Source organism: [Clostridium] symbiosum (assembly GCA_036419695.1).
Taxonomy (GTDB): domain Bacteria; phylum Bacillota; class Clostridia; order Lachnospirales; family Lachnospiraceae; genus Otoolea; species Otoolea symbiosa_A.
This window is the reverse complement of sequence record CP143946.1, coordinates 125,074-147,290: the sequence shown is the minus strand read 5'-3', so window position 1 is coordinate 147,290 and position 22,217 is coordinate 125,074. Positions and strand designations below refer to the sequence as shown.

At 49.5% G+C, this 22,217-nt stretch carries 18 protein-coding genes; 8 read left to right on the top strand and 10 right to left on the bottom strand.

All coding sequences use genetic code 11. From position 1 onward, the window contains the following. Position 1: 1 nt before the first annotated feature. The 3 genes from V3C10_00755 (at position 2) to V3C10_00745 (ending at position 3,136) form a co-directional block, all read left to right on the top strand. Entirely contained in the window at positions 2-1,294 is a 1,293-nt protein-coding gene (locus V3C10_00755; protein WVP62389.1) for an acetyl-CoA hydrolase/transferase C-terminal domain-containing protein, read from the top strand. A gap of 139 nt (positions 1,295-1,433) precedes the next feature. Further along, positions 1,434-2,810: a sodium:solute symporter family protein gene (locus V3C10_00750; GenBank protein ID WVP62388.1), complete on the top strand. Its 1,377-nt coding sequence runs from the start codon at positions 1,434-1,436 to the stop codon at positions 2,808-2,810. A gap of 77 nt (positions 2,811-2,887) precedes the next feature. Then, positions 2,888-3,136 carry a hypothetical protein gene (locus V3C10_00745; GenBank protein ID WVP62387.1) on the top strand — a complete coding sequence of 83 codons (249 nt, stop codon included), beginning with the start codon at positions 2,888-2,890 and terminating at the stop codon, positions 3,134-3,136. Between the two features lie 380 nt (positions 3,137-3,516). Here the strand turns inward: V3C10_00745 and V3C10_00740 are convergent, their stop codons facing one another. The 5 genes from V3C10_00740 to V3C10_00720 all read right to left on the bottom strand — a co-directional run bounded on the left by V3C10_00740 (position 3,517) and on the right by V3C10_00720 (position 9,620). Beyond that, the gene (locus V3C10_00740) at positions 3,517-4,209 is read right to left on the bottom strand and encodes a class I SAM-dependent methyltransferase (GenBank protein WVP62386.1); all 693 of its coding nucleotides are present in this window, start codon (positions 4,207-4,209) and stop codon (positions 3,517-3,519) included. Positions 4,210-4,385: 176 nt separating this feature from the next. Then, a complete protein-coding gene (locus V3C10_00735) occupies positions 4,386-5,924 on the bottom strand; it encodes an ABC transporter substrate-binding protein (protein ID WVP62385.1) in 1,539 nt (512 codons plus the stop codon). Positions 5,925-5,963: 39 nt separating this feature from the next. After that, on the bottom strand, positions 5,964-7,193 hold the full coding sequence (locus V3C10_00730; GenBank protein ID WVP64550.1) for an aminopeptidase: 1,230 nt from the start codon (positions 7,191-7,193) through the stop codon (positions 5,964-5,966). A 522-nt stretch (positions 7,194-7,715) separates the two neighbouring features. Further along, positions 7,716-8,738: a hypothetical protein gene (locus V3C10_00725; GenBank protein ID WVP62384.1), complete on the bottom strand. Its 1,023-nt coding sequence runs from the start codon at positions 8,736-8,738 to the stop codon at positions 7,716-7,718. Between the two features lie 189 nt (positions 8,739-8,927). Further along, positions 8,928-9,620, bottom strand: coding sequence for a 5'-methylthioadenosine/adenosylhomocysteine nucleosidase (locus tag V3C10_00720; protein ID WVP62383.1), 693 nt, complete (start codon positions 9,618-9,620; stop codon positions 8,928-8,930). A 465-nt stretch (positions 9,621-10,085) separates the two neighbouring features. Here V3C10_00720 and V3C10_00715 point away from each other — a divergent pair, with 465 nt between their 5' ends. Continuing rightward, positions 10,086-10,340, top strand: a complete 255-nt coding sequence (locus tag V3C10_00715) for a TIGR03905 family TSCPD domain-containing protein (GenBank protein ID WVP62382.1) — start codon at positions 10,086-10,088, stop codon at positions 10,338-10,340. Between the two features lie 215 nt (positions 10,341-10,555). Next, entirely contained in the window at positions 10,556-11,176 is a 621-nt protein-coding gene (locus tag V3C10_00710; GenBank protein WVP62381.1) for a flavin reductase, read from the top strand. Positions 11,177-11,258: 82 nt separating this feature from the next. Here V3C10_00710 and V3C10_00705 read toward each other — a convergent pair whose 3' ends face one another. Then, positions 11,259-12,254, bottom strand: a complete 996-nt coding sequence (locus tag V3C10_00705) for a LysR family transcriptional regulator (GenBank protein WVP62380.1) — start codon at positions 12,252-12,254, stop codon at positions 11,259-11,261. Between the two features lie 196 nt (positions 12,255-12,450). Between V3C10_00705 and V3C10_00700 the strand changes: the two genes are divergently transcribed. From V3C10_00700 to nhaC, 3 genes are read left to right on the top strand one after another with little or no spacing between them, the layout of a single operon-like run. Beyond that, positions 12,451-13,638 carry an amidohydrolase gene (locus tag V3C10_00700; protein ID WVP62379.1) on the top strand — a complete coding sequence of 396 codons (1,188 nt, stop codon included), beginning with the start codon at positions 12,451-12,453 and terminating at the stop codon, positions 13,636-13,638. 32 nt (positions 13,639-13,670) lie between these two features. After that, positions 13,671-15,755 carry a DUF3604 domain-containing protein gene (locus V3C10_00695; GenBank protein ID WVP62378.1) on the top strand — a complete coding sequence of 695 codons (2,085 nt, stop codon included), beginning with the start codon at positions 13,671-13,673 and terminating at the stop codon, positions 15,753-15,755. 15 nt (positions 15,756-15,770) lie between these two features. Continuing rightward, entirely contained in the window at positions 15,771-17,207 is a 1,437-nt protein-coding gene (gene nhaC / locus V3C10_00690) for a Na+/H+ antiporter NhaC (protein WVP62377.1), read from the top strand. Positions 17,208-17,300: 93 nt separating this feature from the next. Here the strand turns inward: nhaC and V3C10_00685 are convergent, their stop codons facing one another. The 4 genes from V3C10_00685 to hydA are packed head-to-tail and all read right to left on the bottom strand — an operon-like array spanning position 17,301 to position 22,183. Continuing rightward, on the bottom strand, positions 17,301-17,678 hold the full coding sequence (locus V3C10_00685) for a RidA family protein (protein ID WVP62376.1): 378 nt from the start codon (positions 17,676-17,678) through the stop codon (positions 17,301-17,303). Next, positions 17,679-19,298: a D-aminoacylase gene (locus V3C10_00680; protein ID WVP62375.1), complete on the bottom strand. Its 1,620-nt coding sequence runs from the start codon at positions 19,296-19,298 to the stop codon at positions 17,679-17,681. A gap of 34 nt (positions 19,299-19,332) precedes the next feature. Continuing rightward, complete coding sequence (locus V3C10_00675) at positions 19,333-20,730, bottom strand: cytosine permease (GenBank protein WVP62374.1); 1,398 nt, start codon at positions 20,728-20,730, stop codon at positions 19,333-19,335. A gap of 28 nt (positions 20,731-20,758) precedes the next feature. After that, a complete protein-coding gene (hydA, locus tag V3C10_00670) occupies positions 20,759-22,183 on the bottom strand; it encodes a dihydropyrimidinase (GenBank protein WVP62373.1) in 1,425 nt (474 codons plus the stop codon). Positions 22,184-22,217: the final 34 nt, after the last annotated feature.

Here is a 22,217-nt window from a genome sequence, read left to right as displayed (position 1 = left end):
TATGGGACGTTTATGGGAACAGGAATATGAAAATAAAAAAATCAGCGCCGAAAAAGCGGCATCCCTTATCAAAGACGGCGACAGTCTTACCTCCGGAGCCAGGGAACCGGCGACATTTCTGGAGAAGCTGGGACTGAGAACGGATCTGAAAGATGTGGTTTATTTTTGTGCCGAAGCCAATTTTCTACATCTTCTTAAAAACCTGGGAAAAGGAATCACCGTTTATACCAGTTTTCTGGACAGCCTGAACCGTGGCTATGCGGAACGCGGCCTGGTAAAGTATCTCCCCAGCGGCTTTTCGGGGTACAGAAAAAATGCAATGAAAGGCCTGAAGTGCAATGTTGCCCTTCCAACGGTTTCGAAACCCGATAAAGACGGATATGTATCATTCGGCAACTCTGCGGATCTGATTCCAGATGTATGCCGTGAAGCAGAGCTTGTCATTGCGGAAATCAATGAATATATTCCCTTTGTGTACGGTGATAATGTGATGCACATTTCAGAATTCGACTTCATCGTAGAAGGACGCGGCTATCCGATGAATGTCCGCCAGATTGACGATTCGGATGACCGCAGGGACGTTTACAAACGGATCGGCAGCTATCTTTCCGAATTGATTGAGACCGGAGCTACTTTAGAGGTTGGCATCGGCAGGCTGAATTCTTCTTCTCTGATGTATCTGGAAAATGCACGCGATCTGGGGGTTCATACCGAGGTTTACGGCGATATTTTCATGGAACTTACGAAAAAAGGGATTGTTACGAATCAGAAAAAAGCGCTGAACCCCGGCGTCTCTGTCTGCACACAACTTGTCGGTTCCCGGGAACTTTTAGATTATGCGGCAAATAATCTGGAAATACGGCTGGATCGGTGCAATAACGTACTGAATCCCGGAGCCATAGCCCGAAATAATAAAATGACCGCAATCAACAATGCAATCCAGATGGATCTGCTGGGTCAGGGAAATGCCGAATACCTGAAGGGAGTCCAGTATTCCGGAATGGGCGGCATCGCGGATTTTGCCGTCGGCGCGGCCAACTGCCCGGATGGTAAATCCATCATTGTAATAGAATCGACCACACGAAACGGAAAATATTCCAAGATTGTGCCGTATTTCACCCCCGGCACTCCCGTTTCACTGAGCCGTGTTTCGGTTGAGTATGTCGTGACGGAATACGGCATTGCAACCCTGATAGGAAAATCACTTCAGGAGCGGGCAAAAGAAATGATACGAATCGCACACCCCGGTTTCCGTGAGGAACTGGAGTATGAAGCAGAGAAACTCGGATTATAACCCGGGTCTTCCCTGCCAAGCTGCCATGCAGGCTTAACTTCTGTGGATATTCACAGATTCATTGCAGGCGCTGCCTATCTATTACCGTATTTTACGGCACAGGAATAATATGGCAGTGCGTTGCAGAAAGGGGAATTATATGAGTAATCTTACTATCGTTCTGATTATCCTGGTTATTTATATGGCTTTGATGGTCCTGATCGGCCTTCAGGGGAGAAAACACAGCTCAAACATGCAGGACTTTCTTACCGCCGGCAAGCAGGGAACACTCCTGCTTGTCACCGGTTCCTATATGGGCTCCCACATTGGTAACGGCATTGTTGTAGGCGGCGCCGAATACGGAGCCACCTACGGAATCGGAGGCATGTGGTACGGTGTCGGGGCTGCAATCTCTTTCTATCTCTTTGCCATCTTCATGGCCCGCGTCGTATACCGCAATAATTACGTAACTCTGTCGGATCTTCTTGAACAACGGTACGGCGATAAGATGACCTCTATTGCGGTCGCCCTGTTAAATGCGGTTTCTAATATCGCCGTTATGGCCGGGCAGATTATGGCCGGTGAACGTCTTTTCCAATACATCGGACTGAATCCTCTGGCCGGCGCCATCGCCACCACGACCATTGTCATTATCTATTCTTCTCTCTCCGGCCTGTGGGGCGTTATGATGACGGATGTAATCCAGGTTACGGTTATTGTGATTTCTGTCATTGCCACCATGATTTTTATTGCCACCCAGGGCGGTTTTGCCATCATGGCCCAGAATCTTCCGGCTACAAGTTTTGAGATGATCCCGTTCGACGGAGAAACCTTCATCATGATGCTGGGGCCGACCGCCTTATTTGGACTTGTATCTTCCACCGGTTTCCAGCGTACCGTCTCGTGCAAAAAGGAAAAAACCGCAATTATGGCGCCAATCCTGGGAGCCAGCCTGATTCTGCTGTTTGTTCCCCTCCCTGTAATGATTGGAATGTACGGCAAGGCATTATGGCCGGACGCAGCCAGCGGCACAATCATTTTCCAGGTACTGTTTGAAGCTATGCCTCCGCTCCTGGCAGGTCTTTTAATCGCCTCCATCTGCGCAGCCGTCATGTCCACCAGCGACGGTATTCTTGTAACCGTTACGGCAAATATCGTGAGTGACATTTATCACAAACACATTAACCCGGATGCGGATGAAAAAAGCCTTGGCCGGCTGAGCCGGATTTCTTCCGTTGTCATTGGAATTTTTGCGCTGATTATCGCGCTTCAGTTCAGCAGCCTTATCTCTCTCCTCTCACTGTCCTATACACTGATTACGGCCGGCGGACTCGTCATGATTGTCGGGGCTATATTCTGGAAGAAAGCGACCAGACAGGGCGCGCTGGCAAGCTTTATCGCCGGAGTTGCCTGTGTCGTTATCAATAAGATGGGGGTTTCTCTTCCTTACGCCTCCGTTTTCCCACTGATTCCTTCGTTTCTGGCTTATGTAATTGTAAGTCTCATGACACAGAATAAAAATGAAGCGGCGGTTTAACCAAAACAGAGATAATTCAGCATAAAATACAGCATAAATGATAGCACGAATAAATGAGCAGACTCACAGGAGGCATCATGATACATTCTGTCATGCCTAAAGCAGGTTCCCGGCACGACGGTGTGATTGCAAAACGCGAAAGCGAGGACGGCTATAATCGGGTTTTCTGCGGGGTGGATGACTACGGAATTGTGGGGGAGTTTTTGAAGGTTATTAAGGATTTAACTGAGGTGAGGAGGACGCGTCCGGAACGGACCATGTCCGGTGTGGTGAGGGGGATGGTCCTGTCGCGGCCACTACGAAGCTGCGATACTGTTACGGTCTGATGGTATCTCACTAAACCAGTCAGAGATCGGATAGCAGATATTTTGAAGCATTCGGAGGAACATAGTGGTTGCGACGATCCCCCTCCCCCTCTGAAGGGATAAGAACAGAACAGCGGCCGCAGGCCGGGATTCGGGATGCGAAAACCTACGCGTCTTCAGTCCCGGATCATAATCTGCCTGTGGGGAAGAAGGGAGAAAAAGATTCCGCAGGGAACCTGAAGTCCATCGGCACTTACCGAGGTTTTTTCGAGGTTAGTACCGCTATGTACTTCGAAGAGCGCAAGCGTTTCCCGGAGGAACTTTTTCTGCCCGGATTCCCCACCCGCGACAACCTACAGCCCGGGACTGAAGACTCACAAACTCCCCCGGCACCCCATCTTTTATTCTACTTTTCTTGCTCTTACAATTATAATGTCGGGAATTTCTTTACTCCCAAAACATTCTTCATAAAAACCATCAATCACAAATCCATTTTTAAAACAGAGATGAAAGATATCCTGCAGGGAACGGTGATAATAGCATTGTTCCCGTGGCTGTCCCTTGATTGCGTCACCGTAATAACTGTGCGGAGTCATATATTGTTCCGTCAATGTAACAAAACAGGGATGCTGGGTGGCAAATACAAAAATGCCGTTATCGGAAATCATCCGGTTGACGCAGTAAAACAGGTCTGTAACCTCCTGGATATCCATAATCGCCATATTGGAAACCGCTTTGGTAAACAGTCTCTGCCGTTTCAGCGACATCAAACTGCTTTCGCTCGCTGCATCAGCAACACAAAATTCAATCTTATCGCAGAAACGCGCCTGCCGTTTTTTTGCCAGCTCAATCATTTTGGGTGAGTAGTCAAAGGCAACAACACTTGCACCGCGTTCTGCCAAATAAGCGGAATAATTTCCATTTCCGCATGCTATATCTAAAATATAATCATCCGGCTGAATCTCCAGCAGCTCATTCACTTTGGGCCGCACTGTTTTTCTGTGAAACTCATTCGAATTGTCTCCCATCGCGGAGTCCCAGAATTCTGCATTTGCTTCCCACGCCTTCAGGCTGTCTTCCAGTGTATACTTCATCTTTATTCACCTCAATTTCAGATTTACTCCAGTATAACACAGATAAAAACGGAAATGAAACACTGCCTGTTCATTATTACAATATACACTCTTCAACGCAAACAACTTTTTCCGCCGTCTAAAACGGGAGGGTATCTTTACAGATATCCCTCCCTGTTCCATATGTTCCCGCCGCTCTATTCCCAACTGAAATCATACACATTATAGAATGACCACGGGCTGACAACAACGCCTTTCAGTCCCTTTTTAATCGCTATATTATTGAATCCGCTCACCGTTGGGATAACCGGCACATCCTCGCTGAGTTTGATAAGAAGTTTTTCATAAATCGCAGCCCGCTCGTCCTCGTTAAGGGTGACACGCGCCTCTTCCAGATACTGATCGGCCAGCGGGTCGGCGTACTTGCTGAAGTTCTGGACTTCAATCTGGTCAGAGTGAATGGTCGGGTACAATGTTTCGTCGACCGTCGGAGCCGTATAGGTTCCGCTGCCTACAATCAGGTTGGCTTCGCCGTTTAAGCAGGCTGCCTCATAGGCGGAACGTTCCATCTGGGAGATTTTCAGCTCTATGCCGATTTCTGCCAGGGAATTCTGAAGAATCTGAGCAAATTTGGAATCCTGCGGGGAATAGAGGATGGCCGTAAGAGGCTCACTTCCGTCAATTCCCTCCGCTGCCAGCAGCGTCTTTGCCTTTTCCAGATCGTAAGGATATTTTACCACTTTGTCGGTATATCCCAGGTAGTTTTCCGTCACAAAGGTGTCCATTATCATGCCATTGCCGTCGAGAATTCCGTCCAGCATTGCTTCTTTATCGATTGCATAGCAGAGGGCCTGACGTGCTTTTACATTATCAAACGGAGGCTTTTCCGTATTAACCTGGATAAAGGAAAGGCCAAAGGTTGGTCCCTGCAGCATTTCCAGCTTCTCATTTTCCTCGATACGTTTTACGCTGGACTGCTGTACCAGTATATAGGTATCGATGTCGCCCGCCTCCAGGCTCAATATCGCCGAGTTCGGATCCGTGATCACCCGGTACTGTAAATTCTTAATCGGAGCCGCTCCCAGATGGTAATTCTCATTTGCCACCATTGTAAGCAGTTCCCCGCGTTTCCAGTCTACCACCTTGTATGGCCCGGTCGTAACCGGATTGTTGAAAAATTCACTTTCCCCCTGTGCCTCATACGCCGTCTTGCTGAAAATACCAGCCGTCGGAAGAGCCATGGCGAATAAAAATTCCGGGTACGGTCCGTCCAGCGTTACTTTGACGTGGCTGTCATCCACTTTATCAACTGCCGTCACGCGGGCAAAACTCGGTACTGCCAGCGGTTTCGTCATTCCTCTCTGTAGGGAGAATACCACATCGTCCACGGTCATATCGCTGCCGTCGGAAAATTTGACGCCCTGCTTAATCTGGAAAACGTATTCCGTACCGTCGTCGGAAATTTCCCATGACTCGGCCAGACACGGTCTGATTTCATAAGTCTCATTGTCCATCCTGAGAAGCGGATCATAGAGTACCGTGTTAACGCGCATTCCGTTTCCGTCCAGGTTATTATGTGTGTCAAGGTTTGGCGTGTCCCCCGGCTGGCCCATGATAATGGTATCCTTTACAGTCCCGTCTTTCACTTCCGCCTCGCCGCTGCCCGTTTTTGCCTGGCACCCTGCCAAAGATAATGCCATTGCTGCTGCCAAAATGATTAAAATAGCTTTTTTCATGTCCCTCTCCTTTTCCTGTTACTGTCTTGATATCTCTTGTTAAATTTTCCAGGTTCCCTGTTCCATCAACACCACGGAATCCCCATTTCCATCCTCGGCCGTCACTTTGAGTTCCTCCGAGCCTATCATGAAATCCACGTGAATACTGCACTGGTTCAGCCCTGCTGTTTCCAGCTCCTCCTCCGTCATCGACGAAGCCCCCGGCACGCCGCTGGTAAGCGCACGCCCCAGAGCCATGTGGCATACCGCGTTCTCATCCAGAATGGTATTATAGTAAATCGTCCCGGTCTGATAAATAGGTGAAGTGACGGCAACCAGAGCCGTTTCCCCAAAATAACGGGAACCCTCATCGGTCTCCAATATCCCCTTTAATGCCTCCAGCCCCGAATCCGCTCCATATTCCACCACTCTGCCGTCCTTAATTACAAGCCGCATCCCCTCAATCAGGGAACCGTTATAATTTAACGGCATTGTCGCAGCTACCGTTCCGTTGATCCGGTGTTTATGAGGCGCTGCAAACAGTTCTTCCGTGGGAATATTGGGAATGTATTCCCTCCCCGTCCTCTTGTTCCTGTCACAGCCGCCGGTCCAGCCGGAATTTTCCGCCAGCTCCACGGTCAATTCCGTACCCGGGCCCTCAAACCTGAGTTTTCTGAGATGCATCGCATCCAGCGCCGCCTTTTTCTCCTGCAGCCCGCGCTTATGGTCCAGCCAGGCCTGTACCGGGTCTTCCCTGTCCAGGCGCAGGATCGGGATCAGGGCCTCCCACAGCCTTTGTATTGCTTCCTCTCCCTTTAATCCGGGATATACCGTCTCCGCCCATCCGACGGAGGGCAGAGAGCTCTTGACCCAGGTAACTCCCTTTGCCGACCTGGCCTTATTGTAACGGTCCCCCGACCTGGCCCGGAGTTTCCGGACTGCCGCCAGCTTTTCCGTCAGCGCAGAATCTGCGGCGCCAAATACGGGCGGCAGCAAATCCAGGATCGCCACGCCCTGTTCCGCATAACTGCACATGTAATCCGTCACCCACTCCGGATAGTAATCCAGATATTCTTCCCGCGAATGGAGACACCGCTGCCGGTCTTCCTCCGGATCCACATAATCGCAGCGCACATAGGCCGCGCCCGCCTCATAAGCGGCCTCCGTCACCGTCCGGACAAATTCGCAGTCCCATGGAGCCGCATTGATCACAAGCACTTCCCCCGGCTGTAAATCCAGGGCCGCCCGGATCAATACTCCTGCATATTTTCTGTAATAATCTGTGTACAGAATGCTTCCCCCTCTCTTCTCCCGTAGGTTCAGACAAAAAACCTACCGTATTTTCTCACTGCTCCGTATTATACATACGTGTATGTTTGCATATTAACATTTCCATTTTTATTTGTCAATTACTTTCATTCAATATTGCAAGTAAACTGTATACATCATTATTTTTCCATATATTTACATGCTTTTTCTGTTTTTTTGTCTTTTTATCCGGCCGTTCTCCGTTTAAAGGCGGTTCCATTTAATAGAAACTCTGAACGCATAGAGATGAAAATGGACGTAAAATAAGAATGGATGCAAAAATGAGAGCGGACGCAAAAAAAAGAATAGACGCAAAAAAAGAATAGACGCAAAAAGAGGCATTGTTCACCCAAACAATGTCTCTTTTTATCTATGATCAATTACACTATGTAATTATTTAATCCACGATATTCAGTTTTTAACAGCAGCGCGCCTGCCTGTCCATTCAAATCCTGTTATAACCGCCTCATAACCGGTTATTTCTATATGATTTTACTCTATGTTTTAAGCTCCGGTAAAATACTGGCGCATAATCTCCCCGATGATTTTCATCTCATCGCCATTCAGATTCTTCATCCAGTCCTTGTCATCCCGATCTTTTTCCTTGCTCGCCGCTATCTGATCCAGGCTGTGCTTCAGATAGTCGATATCCCTGCGGACGGTATTGTCGCTCTCCCGGTTTCTGGATGGACCTTCATTATCGCTGTCCCGCATCATACTGTCCCTGTTTCTGCCGCGTAACGGTACGGTGTCGGCCCTGGATGCGGAGGGCTTGTCCACGGCGGAGTTCTCTTCCTCCTCCGGGCGCAGATCATCATCTTTCATATTGCGCACCGTCCTGAGCAGTTCCTCCGCCTTGGAGTTCCTGCCTCTTATATTTCTCGGAGACAGCTGGCGGGGTTCTTCCTCTCTTACCAGACCGTCTTTGATTTCATTTTCACGTGTCAGCCGTTCTCTGCTCTGCGCCGTGGCAGCCGCACGGACCTGTCCGGCCGTCTCCCTGGCCGAGTTATCTCTGGCTGCTCTCACAAATACGGAATTATCCACATATTCCAGTAAAACCGTCTCCAGCTTCTGCTGTTTTCCCGTAATATTAAAACTGCTGTCCATAAATGTAAGTAACAGGCCGCCCAGCGCACCCATTGCCGCATACAGTACAATATAGTAGGAATCCAGTCTGTACCAGTAGGACATAAAGGAACCGGCTCCACCGGCCAAAAGGCCCAGGATCGTCATCTGTAAAGACAGATTGTTCCATGTTTCCAGGGAAATGTGCATAAACTTAAACCCATACAGCTGCTTGTCCAGATACGCCTGGGTATTGACGATATTCTGATTTAAACGGTACGCATTCTCCAACTTCTGCTTCAGTACTTTCAGATTCTTGTTCTTGGTCATTGCCATGTTATCAGTTTCTTTTAATAATCTTTTGTAGAGGCTCCGTGTGATTAATTTACTGACGATTCCTATAATTCCGATCGCCGCAAGCACGGTCAATGCTTTTCCGGTTTGTAATAATTCCAGCATAAAAAGCTCCCCTTTCTTCTCCAGATTGTTCCAGATGACATTTATTATAGCCGCCCGTTCCTGGTTTGGGAAGATGAGAATGGCATAAATCGATCGTCAAATATAGCCACAATTCGATTATTAAGTTAAGAAACCCAGGCCTTATCCCGTTTATAGAAGGCCGGAAAACGCTGCATCTTACGGGCTAAACTACGCTCTGGACACCATTTCCAGCAGGAGCCGTACCGAATGCCGGATTGCCTGCGCCTCGAATACGGGGTAATCCATTCCGGCGCTGTCGTCGGCTTTATCGGAGATTGCCCTGATTACAAGATACGGTATCTGATTCAGATAGGCCGCCTGTGCGATGGCCGCTCCCTCCATCTCCGTACAGCTTGCGTCAAATGTCTCGATCAGCCATTTTTTCTTATCTTTATCTGAAATAAACTGATCCCCGCTCACAACGCGGCCCTTAAACGTCTGAATATCGGGATTCACTTCCCGGTTGCACTGAAGCGCCAGTTCAATCAGTCCCTCATCCGCCTTAAATGCAAAGGTGTCGACTCTGGGAATCTGTCCCTTCTTATAACCAAAGCCGCTGGCATCCATATCGTGCTGCACGGCATCGGTGGAAAGTACAATATCACCGATATTGATCTCGTTCCTCAGTGAACCTGCAATCCCCGTGTTGACAATCGCGTCAACATGGAAGCGGTCGGCCAGAATCTGGCTGCACATGCCAGCATTGACTTTGCCGATACCGGAGCGGACCACAACCGCGTCCTTCCCGTTCAGTTTTCCTTCATAAAAATCCATGCCGGCCACGGTTGTGATCGTGACATCCGTCATCTCTTCTTTAATTTTAGCAACTTCCTCATTCATTGCGCCAATAATTCCAAACATTACAATTCCTCCATCTCGTTCTTATTTACTCCGGCTCTGTACCACAATCTTCATTATATAAGCGCCTGCTTTGTCACCGACGTCTTGTCCTTCGCATATCTGATCATTATAATGTATTTTTACAATCTTGACAATTCCTTTAGCACGGGGCTATAATCAATTGTTACCGTTCACAACGGATGTATTCCGCAAAACATGCGGCCGAACACGGGGCGAACCGTAACACTGATGCGGGGAAACGGAATTCAAAACCGTTCCATGCTGCACAATCCGGGTTTTCATTCAAACATGGAAACATGCCCGCAGAATGCAACCAGGCCTTAGTTATAATCGTAATATACATAATTTCATGCGGCTTTGCATGATTCAGAACGTAAATCAGGCGCGATAGCAACGCGTATTACAGAACATGGCTGTGTCTGTTTTGACAGTCTGCAAACACATTATTATGGAGGTTAATCAGTTATGAAGTTTAAAACGCAGGGAGTCTGTTCCCGTGAAATCAGTTTCGATGTGGAGAATAACAAGCTTAAAAATGTACATTTTATCGGCGGCTGTTCCGGTAATACCCAGGGCGTGGCCCGTCTTGTAGAAGGCATGGATATCGACGATGTAATTGCCCGCACAGAGGGTATCAACTGCGGATTCCGCCCTACTTCCTGTCCGGATCAGCTTGCCAGGGCGTTAAAGCAGTATAAAGCCGAACAGGCCGGCCGCTAATACGCTGGTATAGGGTTGTAATCCTTAATATTTTATAGATTCATAATACTTTTTCTTCCATATACATGATATAATGGGGATACGTGATACGGCATCGCAGGAACGGATTTTTTTAAATGATGCCGTTTGGCAGGGCACCCAGCGACATGTTACCGGACATAGCCCGCGGGATTTATACTCAGTAACTATTATCATATTTGAAGGGAGAAGTAAGAATGAACGATAAGACAATGTTTAAACTGACTTATGGCCTGTTTGTACTGACGGCCAGACAGGATGAGAAAGACAATGGATGTATTATTAATACGGCAGGCCAGGTAACGGCTGTTCCCAACCGAATCAGCATTGCTGTAAATAAAGCCAACTATACACATGACATGATCAAAGCAACCGGGAAATTCAACGTTTCCATATTAAGTGAGGAAGCTAAATTTTCCACATTCCAGAGATTCGGATTCCAGTCCGGAAAAGATGTGAACAAGTTTGAAGGTTATGATCAGGTAAAACGCAGTGAGAATGGAATCTATTATGTGACTGAAGGCACCAACGGATTTATTTCCGCCACCGTGGAAAACACCATGGACCTTGGAAGCCACACACTGTTTATCGCCGCTGTCGATGACATGGACGTTCTCAGTGAAGTTCCTTCCACCACCTATAACTTCTATCAGAGTAATATTAAACCAAAACCAGCCGCACCTGCTGTAAAGACAGGAAAGACCATCTGGCGCTGCCGGATCTGCGGATATGAGTATGAGGGTGAAGAGCTTCCGGCCGACTTTGTTTGTCCGATCTGTAAGCATCCTGCATCCGATTTCGAGAAAGTGATTGTTTAAAACCGTATCAATATAACAACGAAAAGTACGCTTCGCGAACTTCTCATTGCCACTCAATAAAGTCCTCCGTATTCAGTCACGGCTAATGCGGAGGATTTTTCTTTTTCTGCCGGCTGTCCTTCTTCTGCTCCACTCCGGCCTCTTCCGCCTTAACCGCCCCGTTCGGATCCACGCCGCCGGCCGCCTGTTCCCCTGCCTGATCCAGTTCTTTCATTTTAAAGCACAGTTCCATAAAATCTTTTGCCGGTTTGTTCAAAAATTTATTCTGATGATAAACGATATAAAATTCCCGTTTCAGGTTGACCCCGCTTACATAAAACTGCATGACTTTCCCCGACTTAAGGTATTCTTTTGCCGCCTGATAGGAGATGGCCGCGATTCCCAGGTTCTTTTCGACCGCCTTCAGAATCGCCTGGTAACTTACGCTCTGCCATGCCGTGTGAAACTGTATCTTATTCATCTGAAGAAGATCGTTCAGGAGCTTGCGTTCAAAGGAATCCTTTTCCCTCACTATAAAACTGCAGTCGGCCAGCCGTTCCATTTCCACCGCCTGCCCGGCCCACGGATGCTCCGCCGCACAGATAAAGACAAGGGAATTATCCATGAAAAGCTCACTTTTAATAAAATGGTTGTACACCGGCCCTTCAATGAGGGCAAAATCCAGTTTGCTGTTTAAGATAAGCTGTTCAATCTTCGCGGAATTGTCAACAATTACCTCAATCTCAATGTCGGGATATATTTCCTTAAAGGCCTTCACGCATTGGGGCAGGAAGCTGTTGCCGATTGTTACATTACTTCCGATTCTTAAGGAGCCAAGGCAGTCCCAATTCTTAATTTCAAACTCCATTTCATCAAAGAGAATCACAATCTGTCTCGAATATTCCAGAAAGCGCCGTCCCGCCTCCGTAATCCTGAGCCGGTTGGAAATGCGGTCAAATAATTTTTGTCCATAATAATGTTCCAGCTCCGCGACGGCGAAACTCACCGCAGGCTGCGCAATATAAAGTTCCCTGGCCGCCGCAGTCGTGCTTCCGGTGTCGCAGACCGCTATGAAAATCTTAATGTGTCTCAAAGTCATAAAATCTCCCCGATCCTTCAGGCTTTCTAAATGCCGGTCCCCATACTGTTAGATGCATATCCTGATTCTATCATATTTCCTTACCAAATTAGTATACAGATTCCATATAGTCTGTATACTTTTATATTATTTTACATATAGTCCGTCAAGATATACAATATTTCCATAATTCAACACCTTCGGGAAGGAGACACTTATGGATATCCTGAATCTGGCTTCTGAGGCAGAAAACTATATCATCGGACAGCGCCGGTATTTTCACCGTTTTCCCGAACCGGCCTGGGAAGAGGTGAAGACAACACTGGCAATTGAAAAACAGCTGAAAGAGATCGGCCTGGAACCGATCCGGTTTGACGATATCTCGGGCGTTTATGCCTATATTCACGGCAAAAACGCCGGTAAAGACGCTAGAACCATTCTGCTCCGGGCAGATATAGACGGTGTATCCGTGCAGGAGAAGACCGGCCTCGATTTTGCAAGCGAGAATACCGGCATGATGCACGCCTGCGGACGTGACTGCCACATCGCAATGCTGCTCGGAGCCGCAAAGCTCTTAAAGGGACTTGAAGATTCACTGGCAGGCCATGTAAAGCTCTTTTTCCAGGCCGCCGAGGAGAGCGCCCGCGCCTCCCAGGAATATATCAGGCGCGGATTTCTGCAGGATGTGGATGCCATCTGTGCCGCCCATGTATACGGCGGGCTGGAGGCTCCGTTTATCGATATTGCCCCTGGATACAGAATGGCCAGCGCCGACAAGTTTGATATTGAGGTAACGGGCCTTGCCGCGCACGGGAGCCTCCCTCATACCGGAAAGGACGCCATTGTTGCCGCAGCGGCCATTATAAACGGCCTTCAGGCCTGCGTCTCCAGGGATAACGATCCTCTGAACCCCCTCGTCATCAATATCGGCACAATTCACGGCGGGACACAGCGCAATATCATCGCCGGTAAGGTAAAAATGGAAGGCACGGTCCGGATGCACTCCGCCGAGAGGAGGAAACAGCTTGAAAAAACGTTGGAAAAAATAGTGACGGACACCGCCAAGGCCCTGGGCTGCGAGGCAAAACTTTCTTATCAGTACATGCTGCCTCCTCTGTATAATTCTCCCGAACTGAGCGTCATTGCCGATAAGGCGCTTCACAAACTTTTTGGCGGTGAGATCAGAAAAGACGTGCCCCCGGTGATGGCCAGCGAGGACTTCGCCTGTCTGACGGAACACATTCCGGGCCTTTATATCAATATAGGATGCGCCAATAAACGGCTCGGATACACGGAAAATAACTACAGCAGCCGTTTTATGGTGGATGAACGTATTCTTAAGAACGGAACCGCCCTCTGTACGCAGATCGCGGTGGATTATCTGGGCGGCGGGTTACCCGGGTGAATGACCGTCAGAAACTACAAGGAGGAAAAAGGATGGCCAGAAGACTGAAGTATTTTAATGAAGTTCAAATTATGAGAAACAACATGGAGCAGGTGAAGGAAAATAACGGAACCGTCCGGGTGGAACCGGAGGAGATCACCGTCGGCGGGAGCGGAACCTTTACCGTAACCTATACGGTAGGGGATGAGACGATCTATATCGGCGGTGTGCTGCGCTTTACCATTCCGTTCGGCTTTACAAAGCCCCAGATTGCCATGCCCATCTATCCGGGCTACACCACGGCTGCCGTATCGCGGAAGAATGCTTCGGTGAAAACCTTTATCGTGGAAAACGACTGGTGGAAACGGGGTCCCGACCGCTCCAAGACGGAGAATGTCTCCGAACACGTCGGATCCCATGTCTGGGTCAGGGTGCTGGGCCATGCACTGACAAAAGGGGATCAGGTGGTTCTCACCTACGGCGACACCTCCTACTCCCCTCAGGCCGCCGCCCGGTACTGCCGCACCACCGGACCGGTCCAGTTTGATGTGGCAACCGACCAGAGAGGAACGCTGGAAGCTCCCTACAGCGGCTATTATCTGACCTCGGATCCTCCCACCGTAATGGTACATCCCGAAGCGGCCTCCTTTTTTGAGGTGTACATCCCATCCGACCTGCAGGCGGGAATCGAGGCCGAGTGTACCGTCGCAGCCATTGATTCATACCGCAACCTGGCCGAGCACCATACCGGAGAGCTGAGATGCCGACTGGAAGATACGGTTATTTATGAAGGGGAATTTGAACCAGATGACTGCGGTATTAAAAAGATAAAATTTACTCCTGGTAGAAAAGGCCCCCTGAGGGTATACGCGGAAAACCGGGATGGGAACCTGTTGGGAGAGAGTAATCCCGGGATCTGTTCTGTACAGGCAGGTAACTGTCAGGTAAGCGGACTGTCAGGTGACCCGGCAAATGAGCCCGCGGACGGACAGGCTGACAGACCGGCAAATGCTCAGGCCGATGGACAAACGAATGAGCCGGAAAGCAGGCCGCTCCGTCATTTCTGGGGTGACATGCACGGACACACCGGGATCCAGTGGGGCCGCGGAAGCGGCCGCTCCTATTATGAATATGCCAGAGAAGCGGCGGCCGTTGATTTCTGTGCGCTGACCGACCCTGATTCCGGCAGATACACAAATAACAACAAAACCGCCCATCTGTCTCTGAGCTGCTACATGACGGACGCACAGTGGAAAGAGATTCAGGATATTAATAAGGCATTTTATGAGGAAGGACGCTTTGTCCCGATTCTGGGCTATGAGTATCATAACGATGCCCCCAATCCGGAATTCGGAGGCGACCGCAATGTCTACTATGAGTCATATGACGAGCCAATCCGCCGCTGTGTCGACGAAGGGAGCTACTGCCCGGAGGAACTCTGGGCCCAGCTTAAGAACCAGAATGTCAGGGCAATCACGGTTCCGCATCACACCGCCAAGAAGGTGATGCTGGGAAGTTTTGAAATCCACGATGAGGAAATTCAGCGTCTGGTGGAAATCTATTCCTGCTGGGGCAGCTCGGAAGGGGAAGGATGTGAGCGGCCGATCATCGGCGGTTCCGTCTATGAAAACCACTCCGTCCAATATGCCCTCGGCAAGGGCTACCGCCTCGGCTTTGTGGCCGGCAGCGATACGCATGCGGGTAATCCCGGCTATTCCCACTGGGTATTCTCATCCGAACTGATGAGCTACCGGGGAGGACTGACCTGCATCATGGCGGACCGTCTCGACCGGCACAGCCTGTTTGACGCGTTGTGGAACCGGAGAGTCTACGCCACGACGGGTGAGCGCATTATTCTTGATTTTACGGTAAACGGAGCCATGATGGGGCAGGAAATCAGCCTGTCGGAAAATCCGGTCCGCACTCTGTCGGTCCGGGTGACAGGAACCGCCGACATCGAATCCGTTGAGATTATTTCAATGGGACATACCGTTTACAGAAAAGAAGGGAGTGGAAGAGAAATCGAATTCAGCTGGCAGGATGGGAACCTGCCCGAAGCCGGATGGCTTTACTATTACGTTCGAGTATACCAGAAAGATAAGGCCATTGCCTGGTCAAGTCCAATCTGGGTAAGTTGATAAGGGGGAAATACAATGGAAAGTGAGAAAAGGGAAAGAACAAGTCAGAAAGAAGAAAGAAAAGAGTTACCTGCGTCCAGGTCGTTCATCATCTTATTAGTGTCCCTGGCAATCCTGTTGTACTGTGTTGCCATCTTAAAGGCAAATCCCGGCGTCAGCCTGATTCTTTCGGCGCTGTCGGCCGTCTATCTGGGCATGGCCTTCGGCTGTCCCTGGAAACAGTTTGAAAATGACATCGGAGACACGTTTAAAACCATGTTCATGGGAATGCTGATCATGATGTTCGTAGGAATTCTCATCGGTTCCTGGATGATTTCCGGCACCGTTCCGCTGATGATGTATTACGGCCTCAAACTGCTCCCGGCCCCCATTTTTCTGGTTGCCAGCTGTCTTCTCTGCTGCCTGATGTCACTGATGACCGGAACCTCATGGGGTACGATGGGAACGGTAGGCGTAGCGCTGATCGGCGTGGCCGAGGGCCTTGGGATCCCGGTGGCCTATGCGGCCGGTTCCATCGTGGTGGGCGCCATCTTCGGCGACAAGCTCTCTCCGCTCTCGGATACGACGATTATGGCTCCCTACGTCTCGGGCGTAGACATTATCGACCATATAAAGTCTATGCTCTATACGACCATCCCCTGTCTGGTTATCTCCCTGATCCTCTATGCGGTGCTGGGGATGAAGTTCCAGGGCGGTCACATCGACAGTGAAGCTTATACTCAGATTTTAACGACACTGCAGGGTACTTTTACCTTAAATCCCATCCTTTTGCTGCCTCCGGTCGTCGTGCTGGTCCTCATCTTCCTGAGAAAACCGACGATTCCCGTCTTCGGAATCGGAATTCTCCTTGCGGCAATACTTGCCATCACCGTACAGGGGAAGGGGATCAAGGAAGTGCTGACCGCCCTCACAAGCGGGCTCGGCATGTCAACCGGAGTTGCCCTGGTGGACTCGATGATTAACCGCGGCGGACTCCTGAGTATGATGCCATCGGTAGCCCTGATTATCGGAGCGGCGGTGTTCAGTTCCGCCCTGAAGGCCACCAATGTGTTCCAGATGTTCCTCGACGCCATCCAGAAATACGCCACCGGACGCAAATCGCTGCTGGGCTTCAGCTACCTCCTTCACCTGATCCTGGCATCCTTCACCGGCGTATATCTGGTAACCTTCTCCATCGTCGGGCCAATACTGGGGCCGATGTTTGATAAATACGACCTGCACAGAAAGAACCTCTCCCGGATGCTGGAAGACACCGGAACCGCGTTCTCCCCGATCGTGCCATGGAGCAATATCTCCATCTTCATACTGGGCACATTGGGCGTCAGCTCCTTCCAGTACGTTTTATATGCGCCGATTACCTATCTGGGGGTTGTATTCGCGGCTGTCTACATATTTACGGGATTCGGGATATTCAACAGTAAGGGGGAGATGCTGATTAAGGAGAGAAAATGACGGCCTGTGTATGAAAAACCTTCCTGTTGAAAAAAGAAGACCAGCCGTCACCGGCTGATCTTCTAATCATTGGTTTGCAGAAAAAAATCCATATTACAGTTCCGCAGCACACTCCACTTCTACCAGTCCGCCAAGCGGCAGCTTAGCTACCTGGACACAGGAACGCGCAGGGAAGTCTCCTCCAAAGTAGGACTCATAAATTTTATTTACAACTGCAAAATCGTTCATATCAGTTAAAAATATTGTGGTTTTAACAACTCTCTTATAATCGGTTCCCGCTTCATGGAGAATCGCTCCCAGATTCTTCATGGAGCAGTGGGCCTGTGCCTCAACTCCGTCCGCAAGGCCTCCCGCCGTTACATCAATTCCCAACTGACCGGAAACATAGACCATGCCGTTTGATTTCACGGCCTGTACATAAGGTCCTACCGCCTTCGGCGCTTTTTCCGTAAATACAATCTCCCTGGCCATTTATCTGATTACCTCTTTTCCTTTTTTTCTGAGCACCACGCCATTTCTTCTTCCGGTGTGTTTTCCCTTTTCAACGGCCAGCTCGCCGCCGACAATAACGTATTCAATTCCCTCCGGATACTGTACCGGATCGACAAAGGTTCCCTTGTCGATGACCGTCTCCGGATTGAAGATACAAAGGTCGGCCTGATAGCCCTCCTTCACCTCTCCCCTGCCCGTCATGTTGAAGGTCGTGGCGGGTTTCTTCGTCATCTTATAAACGGCTTCCTCCAGCGTCAGGGCTTTTTCTTCCCTCACGTATTTTCCGAGGATTCTCGGGAATGCGCCGTATACACGCGGATGCGGTTTCCCGCCTAACAGGCCGTCGGTGCATGCGTTCATCTCGGGACGTTTCATAATACGGATTACGTGCTCCTCGGTCCCGTAGAAATCCACCATGCCCACGGCGTTTTCCTCTTCATAGAGGAGGTCGAAGGTGGCGTCATACGGATCTTTCCCCCTCAGCGTTCCGAGTTCAACCAGGTTCAGGCCGATGGCGTCTTTGTTCTTATCCGTCTTAACACTGGTAACAAATATCTGATCCAGGCCCGCAAACTCCACGAAGTTATCCCAGCCCGGGATGCCGTGTTCGATATCGTAGACCATCTTTTTTCTCAGCTCCGGATCCGCCAGACGCTCCAACACCTTGTCTGTTCCGCCGTCGTGCACCCACGGCGGGAGAATAACGCCCAGCATCGTGCTGCCCGCCACATACGGATACTGGTCGAAGGATACGCGGATTCCCTCTTTTTTAGCCTCTTCCAGGAGTTCAATCACCTTGTCAACTTTATCCCAGTTCTTCTTTCCACAGACCTTAAAATGGGAATAGTGGATTTTCACGCCGGACTCGCGGCCAATTTTAATAACCTCTTCCATGGAGTCCAGGATTGTGTCCGCCTCGCTTCTCTGGTGAATGACGAAAAGTCCGTCGTACTCCGCAACCACCTTGCACATCTCGATTATTTCCTTCGATTCAGAATAAGCGCACGGCATGTAAATGAGTCCCGTGGAAAGTCCTACGGCTCCCGCCTCCATCTCCCGTCTGGTGATGGCGCACATTTTTTCAAGCTCCTCGTCGTTTGGAAGACGGTTCTCAAGACCCATGGCCTCCATTCTGATATTGCCGTGAGGCACGAGATAACATTCATTAAGACCCGGTTTCACCTCATCGATCATGTTCAGGTAATTTTCCGTTGTCTCATAATTCCAGTCAATCTGGTCGCTGTCGCCGTCCAGGCCGGCCAGGTTTTTTCTCCAGGGGCTGATGTACTCCTTCGGGAGCGGGGCCATGGAAATTCCGTCCTGTCCCAGGATTTCCGTTGTGATACCCTGCATGACCTTGGGGGCAACCTCCGGTTCCACCAGCACCCGGAGGTCACTGTGGCTGTGAGTATCGATAAAACCCGGAGCCACAACAAGGCCCTCCGCATCAATCACCTGCGCCCCTTCGGCTTCGGCCGATGCTGCATCGATTGTCGGCGCTATTTTTTCAATTATTCCGGCATTTATTAAAACATCCGCTTTATATCCCGGATTTCCGCTTCCGTCAGCGATAAATCCGTTCTTAATCAGTTTTTTCACTGTTCTCACCTCTGTTTTTTATGGTTTCCATCATTTATTCCCGGAACGGGATATCCTGTCCTAATTTCTGGTCATATTTCTTAAGGGTAAAATTCTTCATCAGCACCACATAAATTACTACACTGATGGCAAGGCCTGCGAAGAAGGAGTAGTCTCCCGCCAGCAGCGACAGGCCGAAGGAAAGGATCATGGTTACCACCGAACTCATATTGAAACCGCTTGTATAATGGTACTGTCCGCCTACATTGTAAAGGTCGTCCACGTTAATTGTACATTTACGTACCAGGAAATAGTCTGCCAGCATGATACCGATAATCGGCCCCAAAAGTGTTGAGAAATTCGACTGGATTACGACCAGGAAATCTCCTCCCTGCTGTTTCCACGGCATCATCAGAAGACCGATCACGCCCGAAATAATCGTTGTCATCCAGAATTTCATTTTCGGGAAAATATTCAGCAGGATGTATGCCGGAGGCATCAGGTTGGCCGCCGTATTGGTTGACCACTGTGCAAATGCAATGGCGATGAAACAGAACACAAGCACCAGCATATTGTTGGAGAACAAGCTGTAAACCACGTTGTTTAAATCCCACTCGTGTGTGTAGATGCCTGCCGCCATGCCAACCATCATTGCGATGATTCCGACTGCCATAAGGCCGACAAGCTGTCCCACGATGGCATTCTTGTTACGTTTTATAAGACCTTCATTCTTATAGTTGTCGCTGCGTCTGATCTGTCTTGCAAGGTCGGGGCCGTTAAGCGCCATGGTAATCCATCCGCCTGCAATACCGGAAATGGCAAATGCCATGGAATAGTTGCCCGCCGCTTTGACACCCATGATATCGGGGATGGATACCCCGTATTTGTTACATACGGTGACTACGATGGCGGCAAACATGATGCCCAGCATCGGAACCGCGATCCAGTCGAATTTAGCCATGGCCTCCATGCCAAAGAGGGCATTGACAATCTGGAATGTCGCAAAGAGAATCAGCATCAGGGTAACATTGTTAAAGGACGGGAACATAATTCCCATTATCATGTTGAGAGCGTTTGCCCCTACCCATGTCTGGAATCCGAACCAGTAAAAACAGGGGACACACCGGACAAGTCCCGCAAAGAAGGAACCTTTGTATCCAAATGCAGCTCTGCTGTATACGGCAAACGGAACGCCGTATTTTGTTCCGATATCTCCGGCCAGAACGGTCAGAACCGTAACAAGGCCGTAGCCGAGGAAAACCACCAGGACCAGCATCCAGGGGGAGAGTCCGTCTCCCCCGTTGAAATACTGCGCGCCTAAACTGAATGCTACTATATTAATCGTCATACCTGCCCAAAGAATCGTATAATCCCACAGGGACAGGGTTCTTTCGCTGTCTTTTGTCGGGAGCAGTTCCGGGCTCCTTAAACTCTGTGACTTTTCGTTCTGCATAAGAAAATAACCTCCACCCATTATTGTTTTAGTTCAGACCGTATCGTTCCAGGTAAGCAGGATTTATTTTTCTCTTAATAAATTCTCCTTTGCCCTTTTCCCCTTTAAATTCCCCATTCTCAACAATGACTCTGCCCTTTGCAATCGTCATTACCGGGTAGCCCTTTACCTTAAATCCTTCATGGAGGCAGTAGCTGATGTTATTGTGAAGCACGTCTTTGGAGAGCGTAACCTCTTTGTCCATATCCACCAGGACAAGATCCGCGTCGGATCCCGGTGCGATAATTCCCTTCTGCGGATAGCAGCCGTAAATCTTCGCAATGTTGGTGCTCGTCAGTTCACAGACTTTATTAATGGAAATGCGTCCCTTGGACACACCCTCGGAGAGCATCAGCGGAAGTCTGATTTCAATGCCGCTCATACCATTAACAACCTTTGTGAAATCCTGTTTCCAGGTTCCGTCCGGATTTTTTTCAAGGAACAGGGATTTTTCATCCACATCAAAGGTACAGTCGTCGGAACCGGTCAGCAGGATGGTGCCGTCCTTTAATCCCTCCCATAACTCCTCGGCCTCTTTTGGTGTGCGCAGAGGCGGGGAGCAGATGGCCAGATGGCCGTTCTCGCCTTTGTAAAGATCATCAAACAGGGTCAGGTAGTGAGGTCCCGTCTCCACGTAAAGCGGAAGTCCCTTGCCATGGGCTCTTCTGGCGGTGCCCAGAGCTTCTCCATTGGTTGTATGTACAACCAGCAGTGCATTTCCTACATACTCCTGAAAATAGACGGCCCGGGCAAATGCCTCGGCCTCGCAGAGCACCGGTTTACATTTTGCGAAATTCACCCAGCTTAAGTCGTTTTCCGCCATGCACTTTTCAATATTGGTCTCAGCAATCGCATTGCTCTCACAGTGGACCATCGGAAGGCCGTTTACGGATTTTGCCTTTTCAAATACCTTAAGCATCGTCTCGTCGTCACTCATAACGCCTTCTTTTTTATACGTCATGAACATTTTAAAGGTGGGAATTCCGTAGTCGGCCATCTTTTCAATATCGGCAATCGCCTCCGGTGTGGATTCCACAAACTTGCCGTGAACGCTGTAGTCAATGGCGGACTCCTTCATCTCATCGGCCCTTGCAAGCGCCTGTGTATACGGGGAATCGCCTTTTCCCATGTTGGCAAAATCCATATACATCGTCACGCCGCCGTATGCGGCGCTGACACTCTGCTCATAGAAACTGTTGGCGCCGAGGCAGCCCTGGAACGGAGCCTGGCAGTGCATGTGCGCCTCAATGACTCCGGGCAGGACGTATTTTCCTTCTGCATCAATTACCCGTTTTCCTTCAGACTCATCATAAGTCCCAAGTCCGGCAACCGTTTTTCCGTTGACGGCGATATCGCATTTTACTGTGGATGACGGAGATACTACATAACCATTTTTGATAATCAAATCATACATAAAATAACCCTCCTCAATACTCTTCACCTCTGCC